Source organism: Paenarthrobacter sp. CAP02, assembly GCF_040137855.1.
Taxonomy (GTDB): Bacteria; Actinomycetota; Actinomycetes; order Actinomycetales; family Micrococcaceae; genus Arthrobacter.
On sequence record NZ_JBEEII010000010.1, the window covers coordinates 2,666 to 24,246 of the forward strand.

Sequence of the window (21,581 nt, forward strand, 5' to 3'; positions counted from 1 at the left end):
CGACCGCCGGAGACACCATCGAAACGCTATCCAACACAGGCGGCGCAACATCCGCAGATGTCCCAGCTACCTTGAAGGTGAGTTTGGACAAGTCCGGAGGCGAGGCAACGTACCGAGTATCCGTAGCATTCCCAACCACATCGGCATAAGCAACGAACTCCACTCTCCAATCACCGGCCGGCCAGGTCAGCGCATCAACGCTCATGGACGAATGGCCGCGGCTTACACCACCGATCCGAGAATCGGTACCCCCGGCAATAACACGTTTGATTTTTCCGGACGGCCCATACGCCCAAAACTCAACATGCGATATCGCCGAGGCATCCGAGGCAGTCCAAGCAAACTTCACCACATCACCAGGGCCGACGACCGCCGGAGACACCATCGAAACGCTATCCAACACAGGCGGCGCAACATCCGCCGTGCCGGCGAAGCTGGCCCGGGCGCCGAGAGAGAGAAGCAAGGCAACGGACAAGAATACTGACACCAGCAACTTGAGCGATTGGAATCCTCGTCCGGGACTTCCAGGCTCGGTCAGCGTTTGGGCGCGGTAATTCTTATGCATTTTTCTGGGAATCCTAAGGATATTGCGAACAGCCCTGAGTCGACCGATCGCAGACAGCTGGAGACCACAGCTGATCCCCCAGGGAGATTCTAAGCAGACACTTGACTTGCGCTTTGCCAATTACACGTTTATGACAAGTCATTTGATTGATTTAAGCGACAACAACCTGATCCATAGATCAGGTTGTTGTCGTATCGTGCCTGCGCAGCTACATATCCGCGAGAGCCCCGCCCGGGTTCTCAATCGCATCCGCGACATACCGAAGGAAACCGGCAGCGGTTTCGCCGTCGCAAACCCGGTGATCGAAGGCCAGGGTCAGCTCGGTGACCTTGCGGACAGCCAGCTCGCCGTTGACCACCCAGGGTTTGTCGATGATGCGGCCCACCCCGAGCATCGCAACTTCGGGGTAGTTGATAATCGCAGCAGAACCGTCAACCCCGAAGACTCCGTAGTTATTGAGCGTGAAGGTACCGGAGCCCAATTCAGTGGGCGTGGCCTTTCCTTCACGCGCGACGGCGGTGAGGCGGCGGATCTCTGCGTCGAGTTCACGGGCACTCAGCTCATGCGCATTGCGCACCGAGGGAACTACTAGACCGCGGTCCGTCTGTGCTGCGAAACCAAGATTGATTCCTTCAAAACCAACGATCTCCTGGGATCCGTCGGCAGCTGTTTCAAAGCGCGTGTTGAGGGCCGGATACGTTTTTAACCCAGCCGTGACAAAACGAGCAATGAAGGCCAGCAGGCCGGGGGTGTCATGCGGTGCACGCTTCTTCAGTTCGGCCCGCATCTCCAGCAGCGCGGTTGCGTCGACATCCACCCACACGGTGGCCTCAGGAATCTCCGAGCGGCTGCGGGTCATGTTGGCGGCGACGGTCTTCCGAACGCCACGAACGGGAGTCCTGGCCGAAACGCCGAGGCCAGTCCGTCCATCTACAGAACCTGCCGCAGCCCCGGCACCAACGGTAACTGGCGAAGCAGGCGCGGCCGGAGCTGCCGGCGCGGCCGGAGTGGACGGTGCCGAAATGGCGGCCTCGACGTCCCTTCGCATAATCAGACCGCTTGCGCCCGAACCTTGGATGGTATCGAGTGAGACGCCGTGGTCGCGCGCCATCTTCCGCACCAAGGGGGAAATGACCGCGCTCAGCTTCCCAGGAATCCGGGTTGCTGCAAGGGCAGCCTCCAGAGACGGAGCCGGAGCCTCCGTGACAGGCTCGACCACGGCGACGCTCGCCTTCCGCGGACGGGTGCGGCCTCCGGTAGCCCCGCCAGGCGTGCCGTACCCGATCAAAACATTGCCGGAGCCGGCCTTCTCCTCGGTCCGGTAGGTCTCGGCGGCCGCCTCAACCTCAGGCGATGTCGCAACACCAGTTGATACAGCATCGTCGGTGGCTGATGGAGCTTCCGGCGCCGCTGGAGCGGCACCCGCGCGAGCGATCGAGATCAACGGCTTGCCGACGTCGAGCGTTTGGCCAGCCTCAACGTGAAGTTCGGCGACGGTGCCCGCATAGGGCGACGGCACCTCCACCATGGACTTGGCGGTTTCGACCTCGGCGATGGGCTGGTCCACGCGGATCTCGTCTCCGACGGCGACGAGCCAGTTCACGAGTTCAGCCTCCGTAAGGCCCTCTCCCAAGTCCGGCAAACGGAATACCTGCATATCTGAACTCATGGTTAGTCCTCCCATTGAAGGTCGTCGACGGCGTCGAGGATGCGATCGACACTCGGCAGGTAATAGTGCTCCAGCTTGGGAGACGGGAACGGGACGTCGAAACCGGTCACGCGGAGGATCGGCGCGGCCAGGAAGTGGAACGCGCGTTCCTGGACGCGGGCCACGATCTCGGAGGACACAGAGGCGAAGCCGTGCGCTTCGGCGATGACGACGGCGCGTCCCGTCTTGCGCACGGACGCACAGACGGTCTCGTCATCGAAAGGAACCAGGGTCCGTACGTCGATCACCTCGAGCGAGCGGCCTTCTTCGGCGGCCGCGGCGGCAGCTGCTAGCGCGGTGGGGACGGACGGTCCATAGGCAATGAGCGTCGCATCAGTGCCTGGACGAGCCACAGCCGCGCGGCCCTCGGTGGAGGTACCGGCGTCGTGCTCTGCGCGCAACGCACCCAGGTCTACCTGGTCCTTGGACCAGTAGAGCTTCTTGGGTTCCATGAACATGACCGGGTCATCGGAATCGATGGCTTCGCGGAGCATGCGGTAGCCGTCAGCCACGGTGGCCGGCGTGTAGACCTTGAGGCCGGCTGTGTGGGCGTAGTAGGACTCGGAGGAGTCGCAGTGGTGCTCCACTCCCCCGATGCCGCCGGCGTAAGGCACGCGGATGACCATAGGCATCTTGAGCTTGCCCTTGGTGCGGTTGTGCATTTTGGCCACGTGGCTGACGATCTGCTCGAACGCGGGGTAGGCGAAGGCGTCGAACTGCATCTCGATGACGGGACGCATTCCGTTGATGGCCATTCCCACAGCCATGCCAACAATGCCCGACTCGGCGAGAGGCGTATCGAAGCAGCGTTGCTCACCGAACTCGGCCATGAGACCGTCGGTGATGCGGAAGACTCCGCCGAGCATTCCTACGTCCTCGCCGAAAACCAGGACGGAAGGGTCCGAGCGCATGGCGTCTGCCATAGCTGTGTTCAGGGCCTTGGCCATGGTGAGGCTCTGCGGGCCCGTCGCTTCGGCGGTTGCCGCGGCAGAAGCAGCGGCGCTGGCCGTGGCCGCACTGACGTTGCCGTTTACGGAGGTGGTGATGGTCATTTTGCGCTCTCCTCACGGGCGAGTTCGCCGGCGAGCAGTTCGGACTGCTCCTTCAGCTGTGGGGTGGGCTTGGAGAAGACGTACTTGAAGAGGTCCAGCGGTTGGACCGGGACATCCTCCCCCAGGCCTTCCCTGAGCTGGGTGGCTACTGCTTCGGCATGCTCGGCAATTTTCTGGTCCGCGGCATCATCCAGCAGTCCTTTATCCGTAAGGTACGACTTCATGCGGGTCAGCGGATCCTTCGCCTGCCATTCGGCGACCTCGCTGTCAGGGCGATACCGAGTGGCATCGTCGGCGTTGGTGTGCGCTTGCATGCGGTAGGTGTGCGCCTCGATCAGCAGCGGGCCGGAGCCTTCACGGGCCAGCTTCACTGCACGGTCCATGACAGCGAGCAGCGCGACGAGGTCGTTACCGTCAACACGCTCACCTGCCATGCCGTAACCCACGGCCTTGTGGGCCAACGACGGCGCTACGGACTGGTGGCTCAGCGGGACCGAGATGGCGTACTTGTTGTTCTGCACGAAAAAGATCACGGGCAGGTGAAAGACAGCGGCGAAGTTCAGGGCCTCGTGGAAATCGCCTTCGCTGGTGGCGCCATCGCCACACATGGCCATCACCACAGTGTCTTCACCGCGCAGCTTGGCGGCATGCGCGACGCCGACAGCGTGCAGCAGTTGCGTGGTCAGCGGCGTGCACTGGATGCCCACTTTGTGCTCTTTGGGGTCGTACCCGCCGTGCCAGTCGCCACGGAAGATGGTCATAACCTCAACAGGATCCACCCCGCGGGTCATGACGGCGACGGCGTCCCGGTAGGTCGGGAACAACCAGTCACCTTCGCTGAGGCACATGGCTGCCGCTACCTGGCAGGCTTCCTGCCCGTGGCTTGAGGGGTAAACGGCCATACGGCCCTGCCGGACGAGCGCGGAGTTCTGATCGTTGACGCGACGTCCGACGACGAGTTGCTCGTAGGCGGCCATCAGTTCAGCGTCGCTGGGTGTGGGGTACTCGTGGCCGGGTTCGGTGCCTTGCTCGTCATGGGAACGGAGGGTGCCGTCAGGGTTCACCATCTGGATCTGGTGCCGGGCGGGGAGCATGTAGTCCTCAACGCTGATGCCGAATTTTGTCCGAACGTCAGCAGCGTGGTCCTCTACAGCCGTTTCCGGCGCAGAATGGTCTGCGTGGATCGTCATTGGTCCGTCCTTCTCTAGCCACTATGTGCTTCCAGTATGTTCCCGAGTGAAGTTTCGTATCCAGCTTTTGCCAAAATCATGGAAGAGCTTGTTCAAAGTGGCTATCCTGAAAGACGAAATGTAATTGTGAGCTGGGTAACGCGCCTGTGCTGTAGACGATTTGGAGTGCCATGAGCGAGACCGAGGCAGAGCAGGCGGCAGTGCCGTTGGATGCGGTGGACCGGGACATCATCCGCGAACTCACCACGGACGGCCGCATGTCCATCACGCAGGTAGCAGAGAACGTGCACATCAGCCGGGCCCACGCCTACTCGCGCATCGCACGGCTTACGGGCGAAGGGGTTCTCACGAAGTTCACTGCCCTGGTGGATCCCATTAAGGCAGGATTGCGCTCCTCCGCTTACGTGACTCTCAAGGTTCAGCAACACTCATGGCGCGAACTTAAGGAAGAGCTCCGCGCCATTCCGGAAGTTCACCACATTGCCCTTGTAGGTGGAGACTTCGACGTCATCCTGCTGGTCCGGGCAACGGACAACATCCACCTCCGGCGTGTGATCTTCGACCAGTTGCAGTCCATGGACGGCGTACTGGATACGCAGACTTTCCTTGTTTTTGAGGATGTTGATACGAGGTAACCGATGCCGTGGTCCGCAGCTGGGAGGAAGCGCTCATTTCCTGACCTTAGACTGTCCCCGTGCCCCTCAAAACAGCCTCCGCCACGCGTGTCATTGGCATTTTCGTGGCGGCCTGCTTTTTGGCGGCACTCCTCTGGCTGATTGCCGCCTTCCAGTTCTTCTACGATCCTCCCCAGGCGAATCCCCGCCACACCGACGCGATTGTCGTCCTGGGTGGGATGAGCAAGGAGAGACTGCCGGCGGCCGAAAAACTGCAGAAGGATTTGGATATACCGGTCCTCGTTGTTTCCACCACTGGTCTTGCGGGCAATGTTGAGGGCGACTCGTTGTGCGACGAGAACCCAGACGACCCTGATTTGGTGTGCTTCCGCCCCTCGCCGCTCAACACGAGGGGCGAAGCGGAAGCCCTGCGCTCGTTGATTGCGGAGCACGGCTGGAAATCCGTAACGATCGTGACGTCCGAATACCATCTCATGCGCGCGGGTACATTGATCGAGCAATGTACGCCTGCGGAGATACAGATGGTGGGGTCCCGTCCCGACCTTTCTGCGGGCGCCTGGCTGGACCGGTTCGTGGTGGAAACGGGCGGCCTGATTGACGTCTGGATGCAGCCGGAGTGTTCTGGTCGCTGACCATTTCGCGCGCCCAGCCTCATGACACTTCGTGTAAAGCCCAGCAAAATCTTTGCCCAAAATTTGTCAAAAATTTCCAGATCTCTGAAACTCTCTTTGGGTACTTGAAAGTTCTGGTCAAACCCTTGAGTTTTACCGAAGATGCAGGACATTCTTTTGCCATAGGTCCAAAGGTCTCACCCTACGAGCCCAAGGATCCACCGTGGAAAAATTCAGGCTTCCGCCCTCCACCTCATCCTCCAAAGTCACGTCTAACGCCCGGCGTTCCTTTGCCGGAATCCTGGCCGCTTTTATCCTTATCGTCGGTTTCATTCACGGACCAGCAGCTAGTGCCGCCCCCGCTCCGGTCTTCCCCATCAGCGGCTACTTCATCTACGGCAGCACCAGTGACTCTGCAAATTTGCAGAAGCTGACCGACATCAAATCCGTCGGTGGAGACACCGTAATTACGTTCGGCTCGCGACTGAAGCCAGCCACGCTGTCTACGATCCCCGCTGGATGCACCATCTCAGGGGTCAACTGCGCGACGGCTGCCGCGTCCGGAGTCAAGGTGAAGCGTTACTTCACGTACTCCGATGGAAACTCATGGGGGTCCCCTGCCATCTTATGTGCACGCGACAGAACGGTCACAAGTGGTACCACGATCTACACAGTCATGGTCCTGCCTTCTGAAGGAAGCGGCTGTAACTCTCCGAGTGGAAGCTACGACATAGTCGTGATTAATGGCGGAACCTCTTCCTCAATGTCCGTGTCATTGGGAAAGGCCGCCACCAGCTTGGGAATGCAGTACTACGCCGGCCTCCCGGCTCCAGTCATGAGTACCTCCACGACGTATCTCCCGGACCTTTCGTATCTTGCCACCCTGTCGGTTTTCACTGCCCGGTTCTTGATCTACCAAGGCAAGGTCAATAACGTCCCCGGGCTTGCCGGCTTCTACCATCACACCGAAATGCCACTCAGTGATGGGGCTGTATGGGACTCTGTCCTTACCCTCTACCGCATGCAGAACGCCAGAATTGCGCAGTATCAGCCAACCCGTTCGGCCGTTGTAAGTCCTTACATCGACTCCCGTTCCGCCTTCGGCGGGCACGTAACGGTAGATCAGGCGCGGAATGCTATTGCCAACATCGCTGACACCGCGGGTGACGTCCACCTTTCCATCGCCGTTCAGGACGGCATGGGCACAGGCAAGGGCGGCTCCTTCTTTGGGAGCGAAAGCGGCAACAATGTTGACCAGTACGCAGCATCGATAGTCGGCAGTGGCTCCTGGGGAAGCAAGTACTTAGCACCAACACGCGACTACTTCTGGGCGCTGGCCGAAGGAATCGAAGGAACGGGTGCTGATCTCTGGGCAAATTTGGAGGGCATGGCGCCGGCAACGTCGCAGAATCCTTGCGATAGTGGCAGTACGAGAGGTCAATCGACCAAAGCCCGCCTGGACAAGCAATTGCAGCAATTCGGAAACACGCCAGTAAAGGTCATCTCCTTCATGTGGGATCCATACTTCACCTGCGCTGGTACTGGCCTCCCGATGATCGACCGGCTTAAGTCGGGCAGCACAACGCCGATCATCACAGATTCAATTTTCAACGACAATGGTGACGTGCTGGTCACTGGTCAAAACCTGAGCGGAGGCACAGTCCAAGTCAAGTGGACCGATGACTCCGGAAGAGCCTTCGACAAGACAGTGACGGCGTCCAACTACAACCCCTCCTACGGCAAGCAGTTGGGCATCAATCCACTTCTGGAGTCTGTCACCGCGAAGCTAGGCAGTACGTCCCTGAAGTCCGGCAAGAACTACTTCATCGACGTGGTGAACGGCTCGGGACAGAAGAACGACGCGTTGTACTCAGACCGCGGCTAGCTGAATCAGCGAGGGGACGGTCCCGAAGACTGGGACCGTCCCTTCGTGTGTCGCGGAGCGCTTCCTTGGCGGCTCCTGAACACCGGGCGGGCTCCGGCAGCTGTGCTCTGGATGGCCCCAAATGTTGCGGGCCGCCCCCGAAATGCAAGAATTGGACGTGCCATAGTTCACCCGGACGCAGCTGAGGAGTAAAAAGTGACGGACCCGGTCCGCCGGCCGGCGGCATTGATGCCGGCCCCTCGGCATCTCCACAAACGCCGCTTTAGGGCCGAGATTCCAATCGGTCAGATGGGTGGGTACCAAACCTCAAACCTCGCCGATCCCCCGAAATCGTCGGCACCGCCGTTGGCCCAAAGCAAGCCAGCGGCCAAGTCGCCAAGTCCTGATCGGAACATGGCCGAAGGAATGACGGAAACCGCCGACGCCGCTCTCCGCCGAAAGCGCTCGGTAGCGCTGTCTGTTGTGATTCTCGTCTCCGTCATCGTTCCTGTCCTAGCACTCCTCCTGATTTTCGGACAGTAGCGATCTGGCCCGTCAGCACACAAATTGAAGGGCTAGATAAGAGGTGCGATAGCATCGGGGAGTCACTCAACGCCACTCCCGGGGGAAATCCATGCCCAGCGTCATGCCAATCTTCGGCACCCGTCCGGAAGCCATCAAGATGGCTCCCATCGTCAGCGCCTTTCAAGAGTCAGCGGACTTCGACTGCATCGTGACGGTCACCGGTCAGCATCGCGAGATGCTGGACCAGGTTAACGAGCTCTTCGGGATCAAACCGGATCACGACCTCAACATCCTTCAGCAACGCCAGTCACTTTCAGCAATTATGACCAGGACCATCGACGGCTTGGACAAGCTGTTCACCGAGAACAAGCCTGATGCCGTGATCGTGCAAGGTGACACCACCACTTCCACTGCCGGCGCGATAGCAGCTTTTTACCACGGCATTCCTGTGGTCCATGTTGAGGCTGGCCTCCGTAGCGGCGACCTGTTTTCGCCGTTCCCTGAAGAAGCAAACCGCAAAATCACGAGTCAGATTGCAAGTCTTCACTTGGCGCCAACAAGTGTCAGCCGCGCCAATCTCTTGGCCGAAGGCATTTCAGAAGATGACATCGTAGTCACAGGAAACTCTGTGATCGACGCACTGCTCACCACGGTCGACAAGCACATACCGTTCTCAGATCCCCAGCTCGAGGATCTCGCTGCCAGCGGCCGCCGCATTCTCTTGGTGACGACCCATCGCCGGGAGAATCAAGGCGACGCAATGCGCGGCGTCGGGCGAGCCCTGGCCCGGATTGCTGAAGCAGAACCGGATCTCGTCATCGTGCTGCCCGCCCACAAAAACCCCGTCGTTCGCGAAGCCGTTCTGCCGGCACTTGAAGGCAAGTCAAACGTGGTTGTCACGGAGCCACTCGCATACGGGGAATTCACCCGCCTCCTCTCCCTCGCCCACATAGTCCTTACCGATTCGGGTGGAGTCCAGGAAGAGGCTCCCAGCCTGGGCAAGCCCGTGCTGGTGATGCGCGACAACACCGAGCGTCCCGAAGCCGTGGACGCTGGCACCGTCTCCTTGATCGGAACTGACGAGGAAACCATCGTCAAGGAAGTGGACCGCCTCCTGAACCAGCAGGACGCCTTTGATGCCATGGCCAACGCTGTCAACCCATACGGCGATGGCAGGGCAGCGGCAAGGACTGTTGCAGCGGTAGCGCAGCTCCTTGGAGTTGGTGAACGTATCGCCAGCTTTGACCGCTAAGCAGCCAATCTCCAATTTCCCCTTGTTTTGAGTCAGCAATAGCGAAATCTATCAGTAGAACGCGCAACAATCCTAAGTGAGTTAATATGGCAAGAATCTTCATCTACGGCAGTTGCGTGTCGCGTGATGCCTATGAGTTTCTGGATAAGGCGAACAACGAATTACTCGGCTACACAGCTCGCCAGTCTCTAATTAGCGCCGTTAACAAGCCTTTCCTCGCAAATGCAGCTGCAGGATCGCTGACTAGCCGTTTCCAAGTCAAGAACTTGCAGGGAGACTTTGACGGCAATGTCTTGGGCACACTAACGGAGGTATCCAAAACTGCGGATTTCATATTCTGGGACCTCACGGACGAACGCCTCGGCGTCCTAGAAGTTGAAGCTGACACATATATCACGAGATCTACCGAACTCGTACAAAGCGGCCTATTGAACGATCTCGGGACCCGTACATGGATAAAGTTTGGCACCGATGAGCACTTTGCTCTCTGGGAAGATGCCGTTAACCGGTTTGCTCAGTTGGCACGGTCTGAAGGCTTCCAGACCAAAATTGTACTTTTCAATCTCCCGTGGTCCATGTATGACGACGAGGGAGGCGTGCTCGGACGGTACTGGGCAATGACGCCTGATGAAGCAAACAATACCTTTGCCCGTTATGTAGCAGCTATTCGAAATCACATGGACGTGTTCCTTCTTGAACTTCCATGGGCTGCCACCACCTCGAGTCGTACACATAAATGGACTCTCGCTCCATATCATTATGTAGACAAGGTATATCAGGAGGTGGTGGCAGATTTCAGCCGACTTATACATGCGGCTGACTCGGCAAGCAATGCAAAAAAACCTGAGATGAGTTCGACTGCGAACTCGCGTCGTTTCGTTGAAGCCTGGGGAGATGCAGTAGATGCACCACCCCGAATCGAAATGAGCACGGGCGGCCCCTCCTTTGGTGTGCAGTTTGAAGCACGTAACGATCAAGCAGTCAGCAAAAGAGTTCTAATCTCTTTGAGGTTGCAAGGTGCCGACCACGTTGATTTGTCGAAGTACCGCATTGCCAAGTCCGCTCACTCGGCAATAGGATTTTTCAGATACATCAACATTGAACCAGGAACACGGTCCTATTTCTCGTTTTTTGACCTTCCGGCAGGTGTCACCTGTACGGGCATTTCCGTGCACGGGTGGCAACTGGAGAGCGGAGTTGTACTCCTAAGAAGCCTCTCTATTGCGTCATCGCCGGTGAGCGTGGACCAAGCTTCTTCAAGCTTGTCTTTACCCGACACGGCGGCTGAACATGAGGATGTGGCACCGATACCGGCCGGTCCCAACCATCCCTATACCAAAGCCCTTGTCCTGACGACGCGCTTTAGCCTATTTCTGCCCCAGAATGCTGCCTGGTATGCATCTAATGGCTCACGATTTAGCAGCGCTGAAGAATATGCTAAATATTTGTACAGCCCTGCCCGTATTGGCCCCCGTCTGGACATCTTTACTGGCATCTCCTTGCCAGCTATAGCTTTGATGGCCAAAAGTAACCCTGTCCTGCATCGCGTCCAATACTCCCGCGACTTGCCGTCCGAGTATTTGTCGCAGTTGGAAAATGCTGCGGAGGCTTTCCCATTCGTAAGACTGGAACTCGTTAACGAGGCGGGTATACCAACCGAACCTGGGCTGGTTCAAGACTTTCTAAGCGTGACCTCACAAGGTAACGACGTTGTGTTTGGCGATGCGCGGCTTGATGACGATGACGTCCTCTCATCCGACTTCTTCGAGCTTTGTGCGCCGTACTTAACTCCTGAACACATTGGCTATGCCCTGTCATTGGCCCGAGGATTTACTGGCCTTTACGAACAAGAACGCGTCACAACTCTTAAGCGAGTCATCGAACCGAAGATAGCTATCGGACTTATGACAATCGGTTATTTTGAGGCTAGCTCAGGGATCACCAAGCAGACGCTCATTGGATCACATCCAACCATCGATCAGCGCATGCCCTTAATCTTGGATTCGTCTTCCCCTAGCTACTTGTGGATGCGGCATCTGGAACAAGACTCCGTCCTCCAGCTTGATCCCGAGCGGGCGCGGACAATTGTGGAACACTCTCTAAGCAGGCACGAGGCACAGACGGTGGATGAGGGGGTTACCGCCGCCTTTCCCACGGTGCCCTTTGGCTGACTGACGCGTAATCGAACGTGTTTGGTAATCATGTTGCTTCTGACTCCGATCGACCACGCTCGCACCGTCTTCCTTTTCGAAGGCCCGCCAGTTGCAAGCAAGTTCCTCGCCTATGAGCGGGTCTAATCAAACTCTTAATCCGCGGGCCTCGAAGAGTGAACGGGGCATGTAGTTGGCCAAATTCGCGAAGTCGAAAGAGCAGACCCCCGGAGGTGTTCTAGGTGGTCATTGAACGCTCTGTGAGACCTGACTGGTTCCGCGACGGTCGCAGCTCCCGAGCGTTCTGCACAACCTAGGTTCGTAGTGCCGGGGAGCTCCGTCGAGCGGGTTCGCGAGCCCTCCCTGCGGTTTATTCTTAACATGCGTTGACCGCACCTGGCCGAGGTATACCCGGGTGCGGGCCATCATGTTGCGCGACCGCGCCCGGGAGACTCAGCGGCTGCTGCCTGTCCTGACTTGGCTCATTTGCTTGGTGCGTGACTTTTGGGTTTGAAGGGGGCGTCCAGAATCGTCTACTGCTCTGTCGTGATGGCCGGGCCGAATGTCTGGGTGGTATCGTCTGTGGCGAACACTCTGCCGAGCCTGTCGCGCGCCCGGTCCGAGGGCGTGTCCCCGGCGCGCAGGAGCAGCCGACGGTTGGCCCAGACCGGGTCGATGGAGCGTCCTCGCCGGCCGTGGACTTGCTGGGTCAGGCGCTGCCGGACTTCGGCGAGCATGTCGTTGCCAAGCTTGACCAGGTGGAACGCGTAGACGGAGACCGCGGTGCGTGGGAGCCACATTCTTAGCGCCTTGCGGAACGCCGCGGACGGGTCGATCGCGACGACCTGCACGCCCAGGCGCCATTCGATGGCCGGGCGAACAGCCACTCCCCGACACCTTCACTGTCGCGGCCATCAACGATCCCCTGGACTTGTCCGGTGTCCTGATCGACGATGGTGGTAATCCACAGTTCGTAGCGTTTCCAGGCGTTGGTGACAGGTCGCGGAAGAACCGCAGAGACCGGTAGCGGTGTTCATCGATGCCGAGCATCCGCGGGGCCAGAGCATCGACATCGGGCAGTGTCAGCGCTGCGGAATCCAGAGCCCGCTGGACCAGCCACCACGAGACACAGAACGATGCGGCGGCCTCGGCGGCGGCCCGTCCCTATCCGATCACTGCGGACACCAAGGCCGAACGGAGCCGGCGGTTGGACCGTGCCCGGCGCGGAACCTAGGCGGTCTCCTCGACGAAGGTCCGGCGAGGGCATAGGTACTCATCGCAGGAGAATCTCCGTTCGCACAGACCACCTCGACCGGCTCGGCGAAAGGGATGTCGCGCAGGCGTTGTGGGCGGCGAGAATGCACGCGGGTGCTGATCACGCCACACGATGGGCAGTCAGTCTCGGGGGTAGCTACGACGTGGATCCGTCGCTGTCCGAAAGCGAGAACCTCAGTTTCGGTGACGCGATAATCGGGCAGGTTGGAAATAGCGGTGGCAGCATCGGGGTGGGGGGAAGTAGGCTCGATCAAGGCTCGTAGCTCCTGACTTGATGAATGCGTAGAGAACATCCTTCACAGCAGGGCTACGAGCCTTTCAGCTTCAAGAAACGGAACCCGTTTCACCGTCAACCGTGAAAAGCCCGCAAACCTCGATGACCCCAGCAGGTGCAGCCACTATTTCGACGTCCTCAAGGTTCCATAGCCCAGAACTGCCAGTTCCTGCGGAATAACACGAGAAGCATCGCTTTGAGCGCGGACCCGGCCGGCAGCTGCTCGTGACTTGCGCTTAAAGGTTCTGGTTGATTGAGCGAGTCGCAACAAAGCAGCAGCCAGCTCTGCAGGACTTTCCGGAGCGACAAGCTCGGCACATCCATCGTCGGCAAACTCTGGAATAGCAGCAATCGAGGTCGTTACAGGGACGAGACCGGAGGCCATAGCCTCATCCCTTGACACTCCCTGCGTGTCCATACGTGATGGGCAAAGGAAAACGCCATACTCACGATGCATCTCAGCAATTTCATCCTGTGTCAGAAAACGCTTGTCGAGAATAACGTTTTCGAACGCTTCCAGCGGCTTGGTTAGTTCGTCGAATAGCGGACCGTCTCCGACTAACCTGAACTCCATCTCCTGGAAAAGCGGATCAGCAGCCAGGAGAAGAATCGCATCAACAGTCAGATCATTCGCGTAGACAGACGAAGCATAAGGACGGATGGAAAGGACCTTGAGTCGCTGATCCACGGGTTTCTTGGCATAACTGAATCGTGTGGTATTGATCGGGTTATGAATGACTACAGCGCGTTTGGAAGATTCTATTCCCAGATCCTCGAAGGCTGTTCGCTTCAACCAGTCAGAAACGAAAACGACCTTAACATTATCTGGAGCCTCCTCGAAGATGCTTCGCCAAAGTGACATCCTGGACTCACTAGCAGACTTCGCTGCCTCGGTGGTAGCAGGATTGTCATAGAGAAAAGCCCTCCTAGACCAGCTTTGAATGTCGGCTCCATGTGCCCAAATTGCTACGTGCGGCCGGTTTTCCAACCGACGGACTGCAGCCCACATTGACTCTGTCACGAAGTGGATCGAGATAGATTGGTGGTTACCTTGGGCCAAGAATGTCTCGAGTGCCTCGGAATTTCCCGTGATTACAGAGATTCCTTCGAACTCCCTGAATCTCAGAGAGCTCCCTGCTTCCAGAACAAAGACTTCCGTAGGTACGCCTGCCTGAGCGTAGCGTCGCACTCTGGTGTGAACAAAGCCATTTTTGTATAGATCGTCGCTCGAGGGATATCGGTTAGTAATGACAAGGTTCGCTGCGCGTGAGGCGACGAACTCCGGCCTCAGATTCTTGTGCCGCCAATGAATACGACGGATTGCGCTCGTCCCAGAGGAAAAGACCCTCAGACCTAATTTCAGACTAGTGGCCCCATCTGGAATTTCCAGCGTATGATTCTGGTTAGCCGCGCGAACCAAACCAATTATCTTAGAATCACTCGAATCGTAGAATATAATTGCGACTTGAAGATTTAGACCTGGATCACACTCAAAATGGAAATCCAGCTTCTCATCGACGGCCAATTTCTTCAAATCCAGCAACTCGGCAGCATAAATGTAATCATGCTTTCCGTCTTCAAGCGATGATTCGAAATTCCATGCATCGCCCGAAAGACTTGATTCGAATCCGGGCCTAGAAGTTGTGATAAACAGCTTTTGCATGTCTTTGCCTGTCAAAGAATGGTCATTATCGACACTAACATCAGCCGCCGAAATACTGTCTGCTACCACGTTCAAGTCATCGAGGCTGATCCCAACATCGCACCACGTACTCTTAATTAATTCGGTCTGCTCCTGCTTCAGCTTTACCCCTGCTCGGCAGTAGTCAAAAATTTCGGTCTGCAGCATGGAGAGGCAGTCATATGACGCACTATCCGCCCCGAGGAGGCACTCCAAAATGGGAACACTGACTGCAGAAGGATCCAGCACCAGGCTAGAACGCATCGGCAAGACCTGCACACCCGTGTAAGGGAGGCCAGCTCCGGCAGTCGTGATCCCGCCTCGACCGAACTTGAAGTACGTGGCCTTTCCTGCAACCGAAGCCGATGAATACCGGCCAGACAGGGCTAAGTCCAAAAGGTAATTGGGACCGTAGTAGTCCGAAGCGTGCATGATGCTGACGTGAGAATCCTGCGACACAACATCGCTCATGGACAGGCCACGCAGCTCGAACATGGAGTTCACGTCCGGCAAGCGTTCAGCCAAGCGCACGTTGCTAGTGAACAAACGTAGTTTTGCTTCTACGCCTACCTGACGGGCCACGGACTTCCTTAGTGCATCTACTTCGGCTTCTCGGGTAACAAGGCCAAAGACCTCGACAGCGGGCACCAACGACGACGGCGCCTGGACTCCCGTCACGTTCAGAATGTATGCCAACCGATGAGCGTAGGTGTGCTCACTCATGACCTTCCGGAGGCCAGCAAGCCGTCGTTTTCTCCCCGTCCGGGAGTCGCCTGCAGAACGCAGCTGGTCAACCACGGCACTGCCACTGTCCGAGATAATCGGTATGTCCCCGAACATCAATTCCAAGCCGCGGGAATAGTTACTGACCACAGTCGTGTTTGACGCAAGAAGCTCATAAACTCGGCGCGCAAACATGGACTGAGACTCTTTGACAGAGTTCAGATTCACCGAAAAATCATAGCCCTTATAAGCCAGATCAATTTCGGAACTTGACAGCGTTCCGACTATGTAGTCTTGATATTCTCCAGGGAACGCGTACTGCTCATCACTTTTTCCAAAGTTCCTATCGAATATCTCGATACTCTTGAATTCTGGAATCTTGGCCATGAAAGATTCCAAGTCCCTGGTACGCTCCGGGTAGCGGCGATAGTATGCTCCAGCGAAACATAAACCGGGATCCCTCTGGTATAGCTCAAGCGGATTATGCAAGTAGGGCTGGCATGCAAAAGGCAAGAAGTGGACCTGATCATGTCCAAGGTCACTTTTGTACTTTTGCACGCAGTCGATGTCAGTGGTGAAGACATAGTCAACAAGCTTTGCAGTGTTCAAGAACGTCGAGTAGTGTACCGGGTCTTCTTTGTTCCATAGGACTACAGGTACCTGACGCTCATTAGCCCACGCAATGATCTCCCGTACTGGACTGGCCGTTTGCGCAACCTTGTTTCCCCATTCATTCTCCTTGCCGCGCCAAGCCGACTCCAAGAAAATCAATGAGGGATCGAAGTTCTCAAGCTCTTGAAGGTAATTGCCTAATGAAAGCTCGAGCAGGTCGCACTCTGGCGCGAAGGACTGTACCGTGAATTCATCCATGATCGCCGCCAGTCGCGTTTTATCTGCGTTGGTTGGTGCCTTCAACCGCAAAGATTCCGTTTCACGGCTGTCAGGAAGCAACCGTGAACTACGGATTTCTGCGGCTCTATTCTTGCGCTGGCGCGGGGTCGTCGAAATAGAACTGCTTCGGGACTCCAGGGGTGCAGGCATCAGGGAAGTCATGGTTTCACTCACCGACTTCCGGCGCCCATTATCAACAAGCAATTGTCCTAGGGCGACGGGCAACTTAATGAATCCTTGCGGGGACTTCACGGCATCCCGCAGAACTTGGCCGAGGCGGAATGTAACACTCGCTCTTAGAAGCTTCGTCTTAGCCTCCGCTGAGGCCAGCCTCTCTTTAGCTTCCAATAATTCACCTTTGAGGCTTGCGAGCTCCGTCAACGCATCCTGAGCCTTGGATTCCTGACTGGATGCTCTCTCGCGCTCAACGGACAGCTCATTTACAGAATTCACTAGTGCCGCGCGAACATTTGTTAGCTGGGTCTCGGAAAGCTCAGCGGCCTTCTCAAGCGATTCAGAGTGCTCCCGATACTCTGTAAGACTCTTGTTTAGACGGGCTACTAGGCCTCTTTCAATTGTTAATACGCGCTCAAGTTCAGTCGTGACTTTATTGGCCGATGCTAAGTCGTTCTCCGCTGCCAATAGGCGCTCGCTAAGGACTGCTAGCCGTTCCAATGGAGCGGACTGCTGGGATTGTTCCGACAAGCGCGATTCAAGCTCAAGGTTGAGAGCGTTGATCTGCCCCATGAGCTTCTCAACACCTTTGACGCGCTTTCTCTCATGCGACAACTGTGTGCGGACCTCAGCGAGGACAACAGAACGCATGTCTGCCGCTGCTACCAGCTCCCCCCTGGATCGAATGCTTGCCGCTAAAGATTTCTCCAGCTTGTGCAGTTCACCCTGGCTAAGTGCCAAGTCGGTTTCAAGCTCACGAACTTGCGAAACCTTCTTAGCTAGTTGTTCCTTAAGAATTCCAACTTGCTCCTCTGCACGCACCCCGGCAGTAAGCCTGCTGTCCTGCTCCCTAGCCACGATAATCTTTTGCTCAATTTGAAGCCGTAGCTCAACGATCTGGGCCGCCCGCCCCGCCAGTTCTTCCTTCAACGAGGACGCTTGGCGTACAGCCTTGGAACTTTCCGCGAGGCTTTCCTTAAGCCTCACGATCTGCTCAACTTTTGCCACGACGTCACGTCGAAGTTCGGCTGACTCGGCTTCACTTTGACCTAAGCGCCGTTGCAATTCAGATGCCAGTTCCTGCTCGTGGGCATTGAGATCGGTCTTGGCGCGAAGCTGTTCCTTCAGCTGACCCATCGCCGAGGTGACTTCACGATACTTCAGATTTGCCTGCGTCAGCGAATTCCTGAGGTCGGCGATGAGCTTCCGGTCGTAGTACGTTGCAGATATTTGCTGCCTTACGATTTGTTCAAAGCGGTCATTACTCTCTGTAAGGGAATCATGCCCAAATCGATGCGTCGGCGTAGCATTGAACGTCGATACGTACCGATAATTCAGCTGTGCTAAGAATCCGTGAATTCTCTCAAACTCTGGTCGAGTCTGGCATTCAATGTACAGTTCGGGAAGATCACGCGCGATCAGATTCTTAGCACCTTTGAGAACGTCAAGTTCCATTCCTTCAACGTCAATCTTTATCGCTCGGATCGGCTCATCGAAAGCCAGATCATCCAAGCGAATAATCGCGACAGTTTGCTCGTCCTCAGCCACGCGCTGGAGCCGCTGCGCTCCTCGATTGTTTTCGGCAGTCTGCACAAGCCGCCCAAACCCGTCTGAAGCCCCTACACCGACCTGATGTACAGTCACGCGTTTATCGGCATCGTTGGCCGAAACACTGGCCGAGATTGCTGCACACAGCTCTGAATCAGGTTCAAAAGCATGCACCTGGGCGCCGGCTACACAGGCCAGATACAACGTGTGGTTGCCACAATTTGCCCCGATATCCAGCACCAAGTCACCGGGTTCTACGACGTCAGCCATGTCGACCAGCATGGCTTCCTCATAAGGACGCTGCGTTGAAGCTATGGTCTTCTGGATATAGTCCTGTTCGGCGTCGGGAAGACTCAGCCAGTACTTGGTTCCATCTGCAACAATCTCGACTGCTTTCATCCCTCGCGGCTACCCAAGACCTCTCGGGCTCGAACGTCGAATGTTCCCCGTGTATCGATCAACACCTTGCCGTCCAACGCTTCAGCGCCAACTTCCTTAACTGCGTCGTGGTCGACAAGCACGAGCACAACTTCGGAGCGCTGAATCGACTCTTCGACAGACAAGAACTCTACGTTGCGACGGTTTGCCAGCTTCCCGGGCAACGCCCCGATGTGGGGCTCCGCAACGTTGAGTCGGCGGTTCGGCAAAGCATCAGCAAGATGCGCTGCGATTTCGATTGCCGGGGACTCCCGAAGATCGTCAATGTTTGCCTTGAACGCCAATCCGAGCACCGACAGTTCAGCAGATTCAGGCAGGCCGGCAAGAGCCGCCTTCGCTTGCTCGATAACCCATTCAGGCTTGGCGTCATTGACTTCGCGGGCTGTACGGATCAACCGGGACTCTTCCGGCGCAGCGGCCACAATGAACCACGGGTCCACCGCAATGCAGTGCCCGCCCACGCCGGGCCCCGGCTGCAGGATGTTGACGCGCGGGTGGTGGTTTGCGAGCCGAATAAGCTCCCAGACATCGATTCCGAGCTTGTCGCTGATAACGGACAACTCGTTGGCGAAGGCAATGTTCACGTCCCGGTAGGAGTTCTCAACGAGCTTGGCCATCTCCGCGGTAACAGCATCGGTGGTCAGGATCTCGCCCTGACAGAAGACAGCGTAGAGCTCCTTTGCGGCTTCGGCGGCCTCAGGGGTCATGCCTCCCACGATCCGGTCGTTGGTGACCAGTTCGATCATGACCCGGCCGGGCAGAACACGCTCGGGGCAGTGTGCAACCAGCAACGCGGGACTCGAGTCCGACCCGTCCAGGCTGAGGTCAGGACGCAGTTCAAGAATGTAGTTGGCCATGTGCTCGGTGGCGCCGGGAGGAGACGTCGATTCGAGAATCAGGAGCTCGCCACCCTGGAGTTGCGGGGCAATGCCGCGGGCTGCCGCTTCGATGTAGCTCAGGTCAGCGGAGCGGTCCTCACGGAACGGCGTGGGCACCGCCACGATATATGCCTGGGCTGAAGGCGTTTCCGTGGTGGCCTTCAGGTGGCCCTGGCTAACGGCACCGGCTACGTGTACGCCGAGGTCCGGCTCCACGAAGGGAACCTCGCCACGGTTGACGGCGTCCACGGTTCCGCTGTTGACGTCGACACCTATAACTTCGATGCCGTTGGTTGCCAGAATGGCTGCAGTTGGAAGGCCGATGTACCCCAGGCCGATGACTGCCACGCGATTAATAGTGTTCAACATATTCCCCGATTTTTAATTGGATATCTAAACAGTGATGTGTTCGGTCGGCTTGCCCCAGAACTGAATGTCTCCGGAGGCGAGCAGTTGGTCGTCCGTGGCAGTCCAGGTGTGCCCCGAAGCCGAGCGCTGCACGTAGTAGTTGTATCTGTCGGACGCATAAATCTTTCCGCCGGCGTCGCTGACCGCGCGCATGAACGCGGTGTCCTCGCCCCGCCCGAGTTCCTCAAACGGAAAGCGCTCAAAGGTTGCCTTCCTGGCCATGATCGTCGCACCAATGACCATGTGGCTGAAGCGGTGTTCCATGTGGTTGAACCTCAACAGCGTTGCATTCCGGCTCTCGATGTACATGAAGTGCGCCAGTTTTCCTACAACGTCGGCACCCGAGAACATCAAAGCGTTCACCTGGTCCCGCAGGTAGTGTGGACCGTAGTAGTCGTCGTCGTCCATCTTCGTGAGAATGGCGCCCGTCGCGGCCGCCACGCAAAGATTCAGGCAGCTACCAAGGCTGACTGTCCTGGGTTCATGAAGCAGCGTCACTTGGCGGACACGGTATTTGCGGCGCAGGCGCCAGATCTTCCACCAGCTGGGTTTGAAGCCGTGCGTCAGCAGCACCAGTTCGACGTCGACACCCTGCTGGGATCCGACGGTCTTGAAAATGTGTTCGAGCTGGTGGGGACGAATGGTGGATACCAGTGCGCTGACCGACTCCGGTTGCACGGGACGGACCCGCTGGGGCAGTGCCAGTCCGACTACTTTTTCGGCTCGGTGGGCGTAGGTATGTTCTCCCCAAATCCGCCGCTGGGCGAGATGGACAGAACGGTCGTTGAGTTCAGGGCTCCTCATCAGGGCCCGCATGATGAACTCGGCATCCTCTTTGGTTTCCACGCTGTGGATCTCACCGTCAGGGAAGAACCGGGGCAATGCCGGGCTCGGCATGGTTACCACCGGAGTGCCGGATGCCGTGATCTCGAAAATACGGCGCGCACACATGCTTGGTGAATCCACAACGGAGTTTACGTTGAGGAAGACTTTATAGGCCTTGTACGCGTTCAGCATCTGATCGTAGGACAGGGAACCAACAACGCGGGATGCGTACGGTTCCGGGAACTGGTAGTCCGGATTGCCGCCAAGCTGCCGCGAGAAGATTTCCAGTCCGTGCTTCACCCTGTCAGAGCCAGCCATGGCGCCGTCGAGCAGCAACCGCATCTGTTCACGCCGCTCGGGATACTTGTGGGCGAAATACATTCCTGCGAAGGCCACGTCACGCGAGTGGCGGCCCTCCCCTGGGCGAACGGGATTATGGATCGCCGGCTGAGCAGCGAACGGCAGCACGTCCACACGGTTGTGTCCAAGCGCCTGCCTGTAGTCCGGAAGCTTGTTCTCGTCGGACGTGAAGACCACATCGAACTCACGGGCCGCCGGCAGGAAATCGTGGAAGTGCGGGGGATCTTCCTTGTTCCAGAAAACAGTCGGTACGCCATTTTCCCGGCACCAGCGCATCAGGTTCAGGAAGTCGGGCTTGGGCCCGCTGGTCCCCGTCAGTTGATACTTCCAAGAACCGCCGTTGCCTTCCCAGGCAGACTCGACGAACAGGAAGTCGATGCGCTGCTCCTGTAACTGCTGCAGCCAGCGGTCCTTCGTCAGGAAGACCAAGTTCCATTCGTAAGCGAAGGCCTTAGCCGAGAAATTGTCCAAGATGACGCCCACCGTCAGATCATCCCTGCGGGAGGGGATAGATGGATAGTCGAAAGCCGGGAAACTCAGCTGTAGATTGGTGT

15 protein-coding genes are annotated in these 21,581 nt (G+C 57.4%); 6 read left to right on the forward strand and 9 right to left on the reverse strand.

Going from position 1 to position 21,581, the window contains the following annotated elements; genetic code table 11:
- From ABHM97_RS16710 to pdhA, 4 genes are all read right to left on the reverse strand, one after another.
- The coding region (locus ABHM97_RS16710) for a hypothetical protein (protein WP_349471562.1) at nt 1-565 on the reverse strand (565 nt) is incomplete at its 3' end.
- A gap of 208 nt (nt 566-773) precedes the next feature.
- Nucleotides 774-2,234 (reverse strand): dihydrolipoamide acetyltransferase family protein, encoded by a 1,461-nt coding sequence (locus ABHM97_RS16715; protein WP_349471563.1) that lies wholly within the window; start codon nt 2,232-2,234, stop codon nt 774-776.
- Nucleotides 2,235-2,236: 2 nt separating this feature from the next.
- Nucleotides 2,237-3,325: an alpha-ketoacid dehydrogenase subunit beta gene (locus tag ABHM97_RS16720; protein WP_349471564.1), complete on the reverse strand. Its 1,089-nt coding sequence runs from the start codon at nt 3,323-3,325 to the stop codon at nt 2,237-2,239.
- Entirely contained in the window at nt 3,322-4,515 is a 1,194-nt protein-coding gene (gene pdhA / locus ABHM97_RS16725) for a pyruvate dehydrogenase (acetyl-transferring) E1 component subunit alpha (protein WP_349471565.1), read from the reverse strand. The genes ABHM97_RS16720 and pdhA overlap by 4 nt, the downstream gene beginning before the upstream one ends.
- Nucleotides 4,516-4,685: 170 nt before the next feature.
- On the opposite strand from pdhA, the gene ABHM97_RS16730 reads away from it, so the two are divergent.
- From ABHM97_RS16730 to ABHM97_RS16755, 6 genes are all read left to right on the forward strand, one after another.
- Nucleotides 4,686-5,150 (forward strand): Lrp/AsnC family transcriptional regulator, encoded by a 465-nt coding sequence (locus ABHM97_RS16730; protein WP_235517275.1) that lies wholly within the window; start codon nt 4,686-4,688, stop codon nt 5,148-5,150.
- Nucleotides 5,151-5,209: 59 nt separating this feature from the next.
- Nucleotides 5,210-5,782 (forward strand): YdcF family protein, encoded by a 573-nt coding sequence (locus ABHM97_RS16735; RefSeq protein ID WP_349471566.1) that lies wholly within the window; start codon nt 5,210-5,212, stop codon nt 5,780-5,782.
- Nucleotides 5,783-5,984: 202 nt separating this feature from the next.
- The gene (locus tag ABHM97_RS16740) at nt 5,985-7,646 is read left to right on the forward strand and encodes a hypothetical protein (protein WP_349471567.1); all 1,662 of its coding nucleotides are present in this window, start codon (nt 5,985-5,987) and stop codon (nt 7,644-7,646) included.
- Nucleotides 7,647-7,934: 288 nt separating this feature from the next.
- Complete coding sequence (locus ABHM97_RS16745; protein WP_349471568.1) at nt 7,935-8,168, forward strand: hypothetical protein; 234 nt, start codon at nt 7,935-7,937, stop codon at nt 8,166-8,168.
- A gap of 91 nt (nt 8,169-8,259) precedes the next feature.
- The gene (gene wecB, locus ABHM97_RS16750; protein ID WP_349471569.1) at nt 8,260-9,402 is read left to right on the forward strand and encodes a non-hydrolyzing UDP-N-acetylglucosamine 2-epimerase; all 1,143 of its coding nucleotides are present in this window, start codon (nt 8,260-8,262) and stop codon (nt 9,400-9,402) included.
- A gap of 86 nt (nt 9,403-9,488) precedes the next feature.
- A complete protein-coding gene (locus ABHM97_RS16755; protein ID WP_349471570.1) occupies nt 9,489-11,573 on the forward strand; it encodes a DUF6270 domain-containing protein in 2,085 nt (694 codons plus the stop codon).
- Nucleotides 11,574-12,085: 512 nt separating this feature from the next.
- Here ABHM97_RS16755 and ABHM97_RS16760 read toward each other — a convergent pair.
- The 5 genes from ABHM97_RS16760 to ABHM97_RS16775 all read right to left on the reverse strand — a co-directional run bounded on the left by ABHM97_RS16760 (nt 12,086) and on the right by ABHM97_RS16775 (nt 21,510).
- On the reverse strand, nt 12,086-12,439 hold the full coding sequence (locus tag ABHM97_RS16760) for a transposase (protein WP_349471571.1): 354 nt from the start codon (nt 12,437-12,439) through the stop codon (nt 12,086-12,088).
- A gap of 285 nt (nt 12,440-12,724) precedes the next feature.
- Nucleotides 12,725-13,120, reverse strand: coding sequence for a transposase family protein (locus ABHM97_RS21540; RefSeq protein ID WP_502921303.1), 396 nt, complete (start codon nt 13,118-13,120; stop codon nt 12,725-12,727).
- 105 nt (nt 13,121-13,225) lie between these two features.
- Nucleotides 13,226-18,517: an FkbM family methyltransferase gene (locus tag ABHM97_RS16765; protein WP_349471572.1), complete on the reverse strand. Its 5,292-nt coding sequence runs from the start codon at nt 18,515-18,517 to the stop codon at nt 13,226-13,228.
- Nucleotides 18,514-19,803, reverse strand: coding sequence for a UDP-N-acetyl-D-mannosamine dehydrogenase (gene wecC / locus ABHM97_RS16770; protein WP_349471573.1), 1,290 nt, complete (start codon nt 19,801-19,803; stop codon nt 18,514-18,516). The genes ABHM97_RS16765 and wecC overlap by 4 nt, the downstream gene beginning before the upstream one ends.
- Before the next feature lie 24 nt (nt 19,804-19,827).
- Nucleotides 19,828-21,510, reverse strand: coding sequence for a glycosyltransferase family protein (locus tag ABHM97_RS16775; protein WP_349471574.1), 1,683 nt, complete (start codon nt 21,508-21,510; stop codon nt 19,828-19,830).
- Between the last annotated feature and the right edge of the window lie 71 nt (nt 21,511-21,581).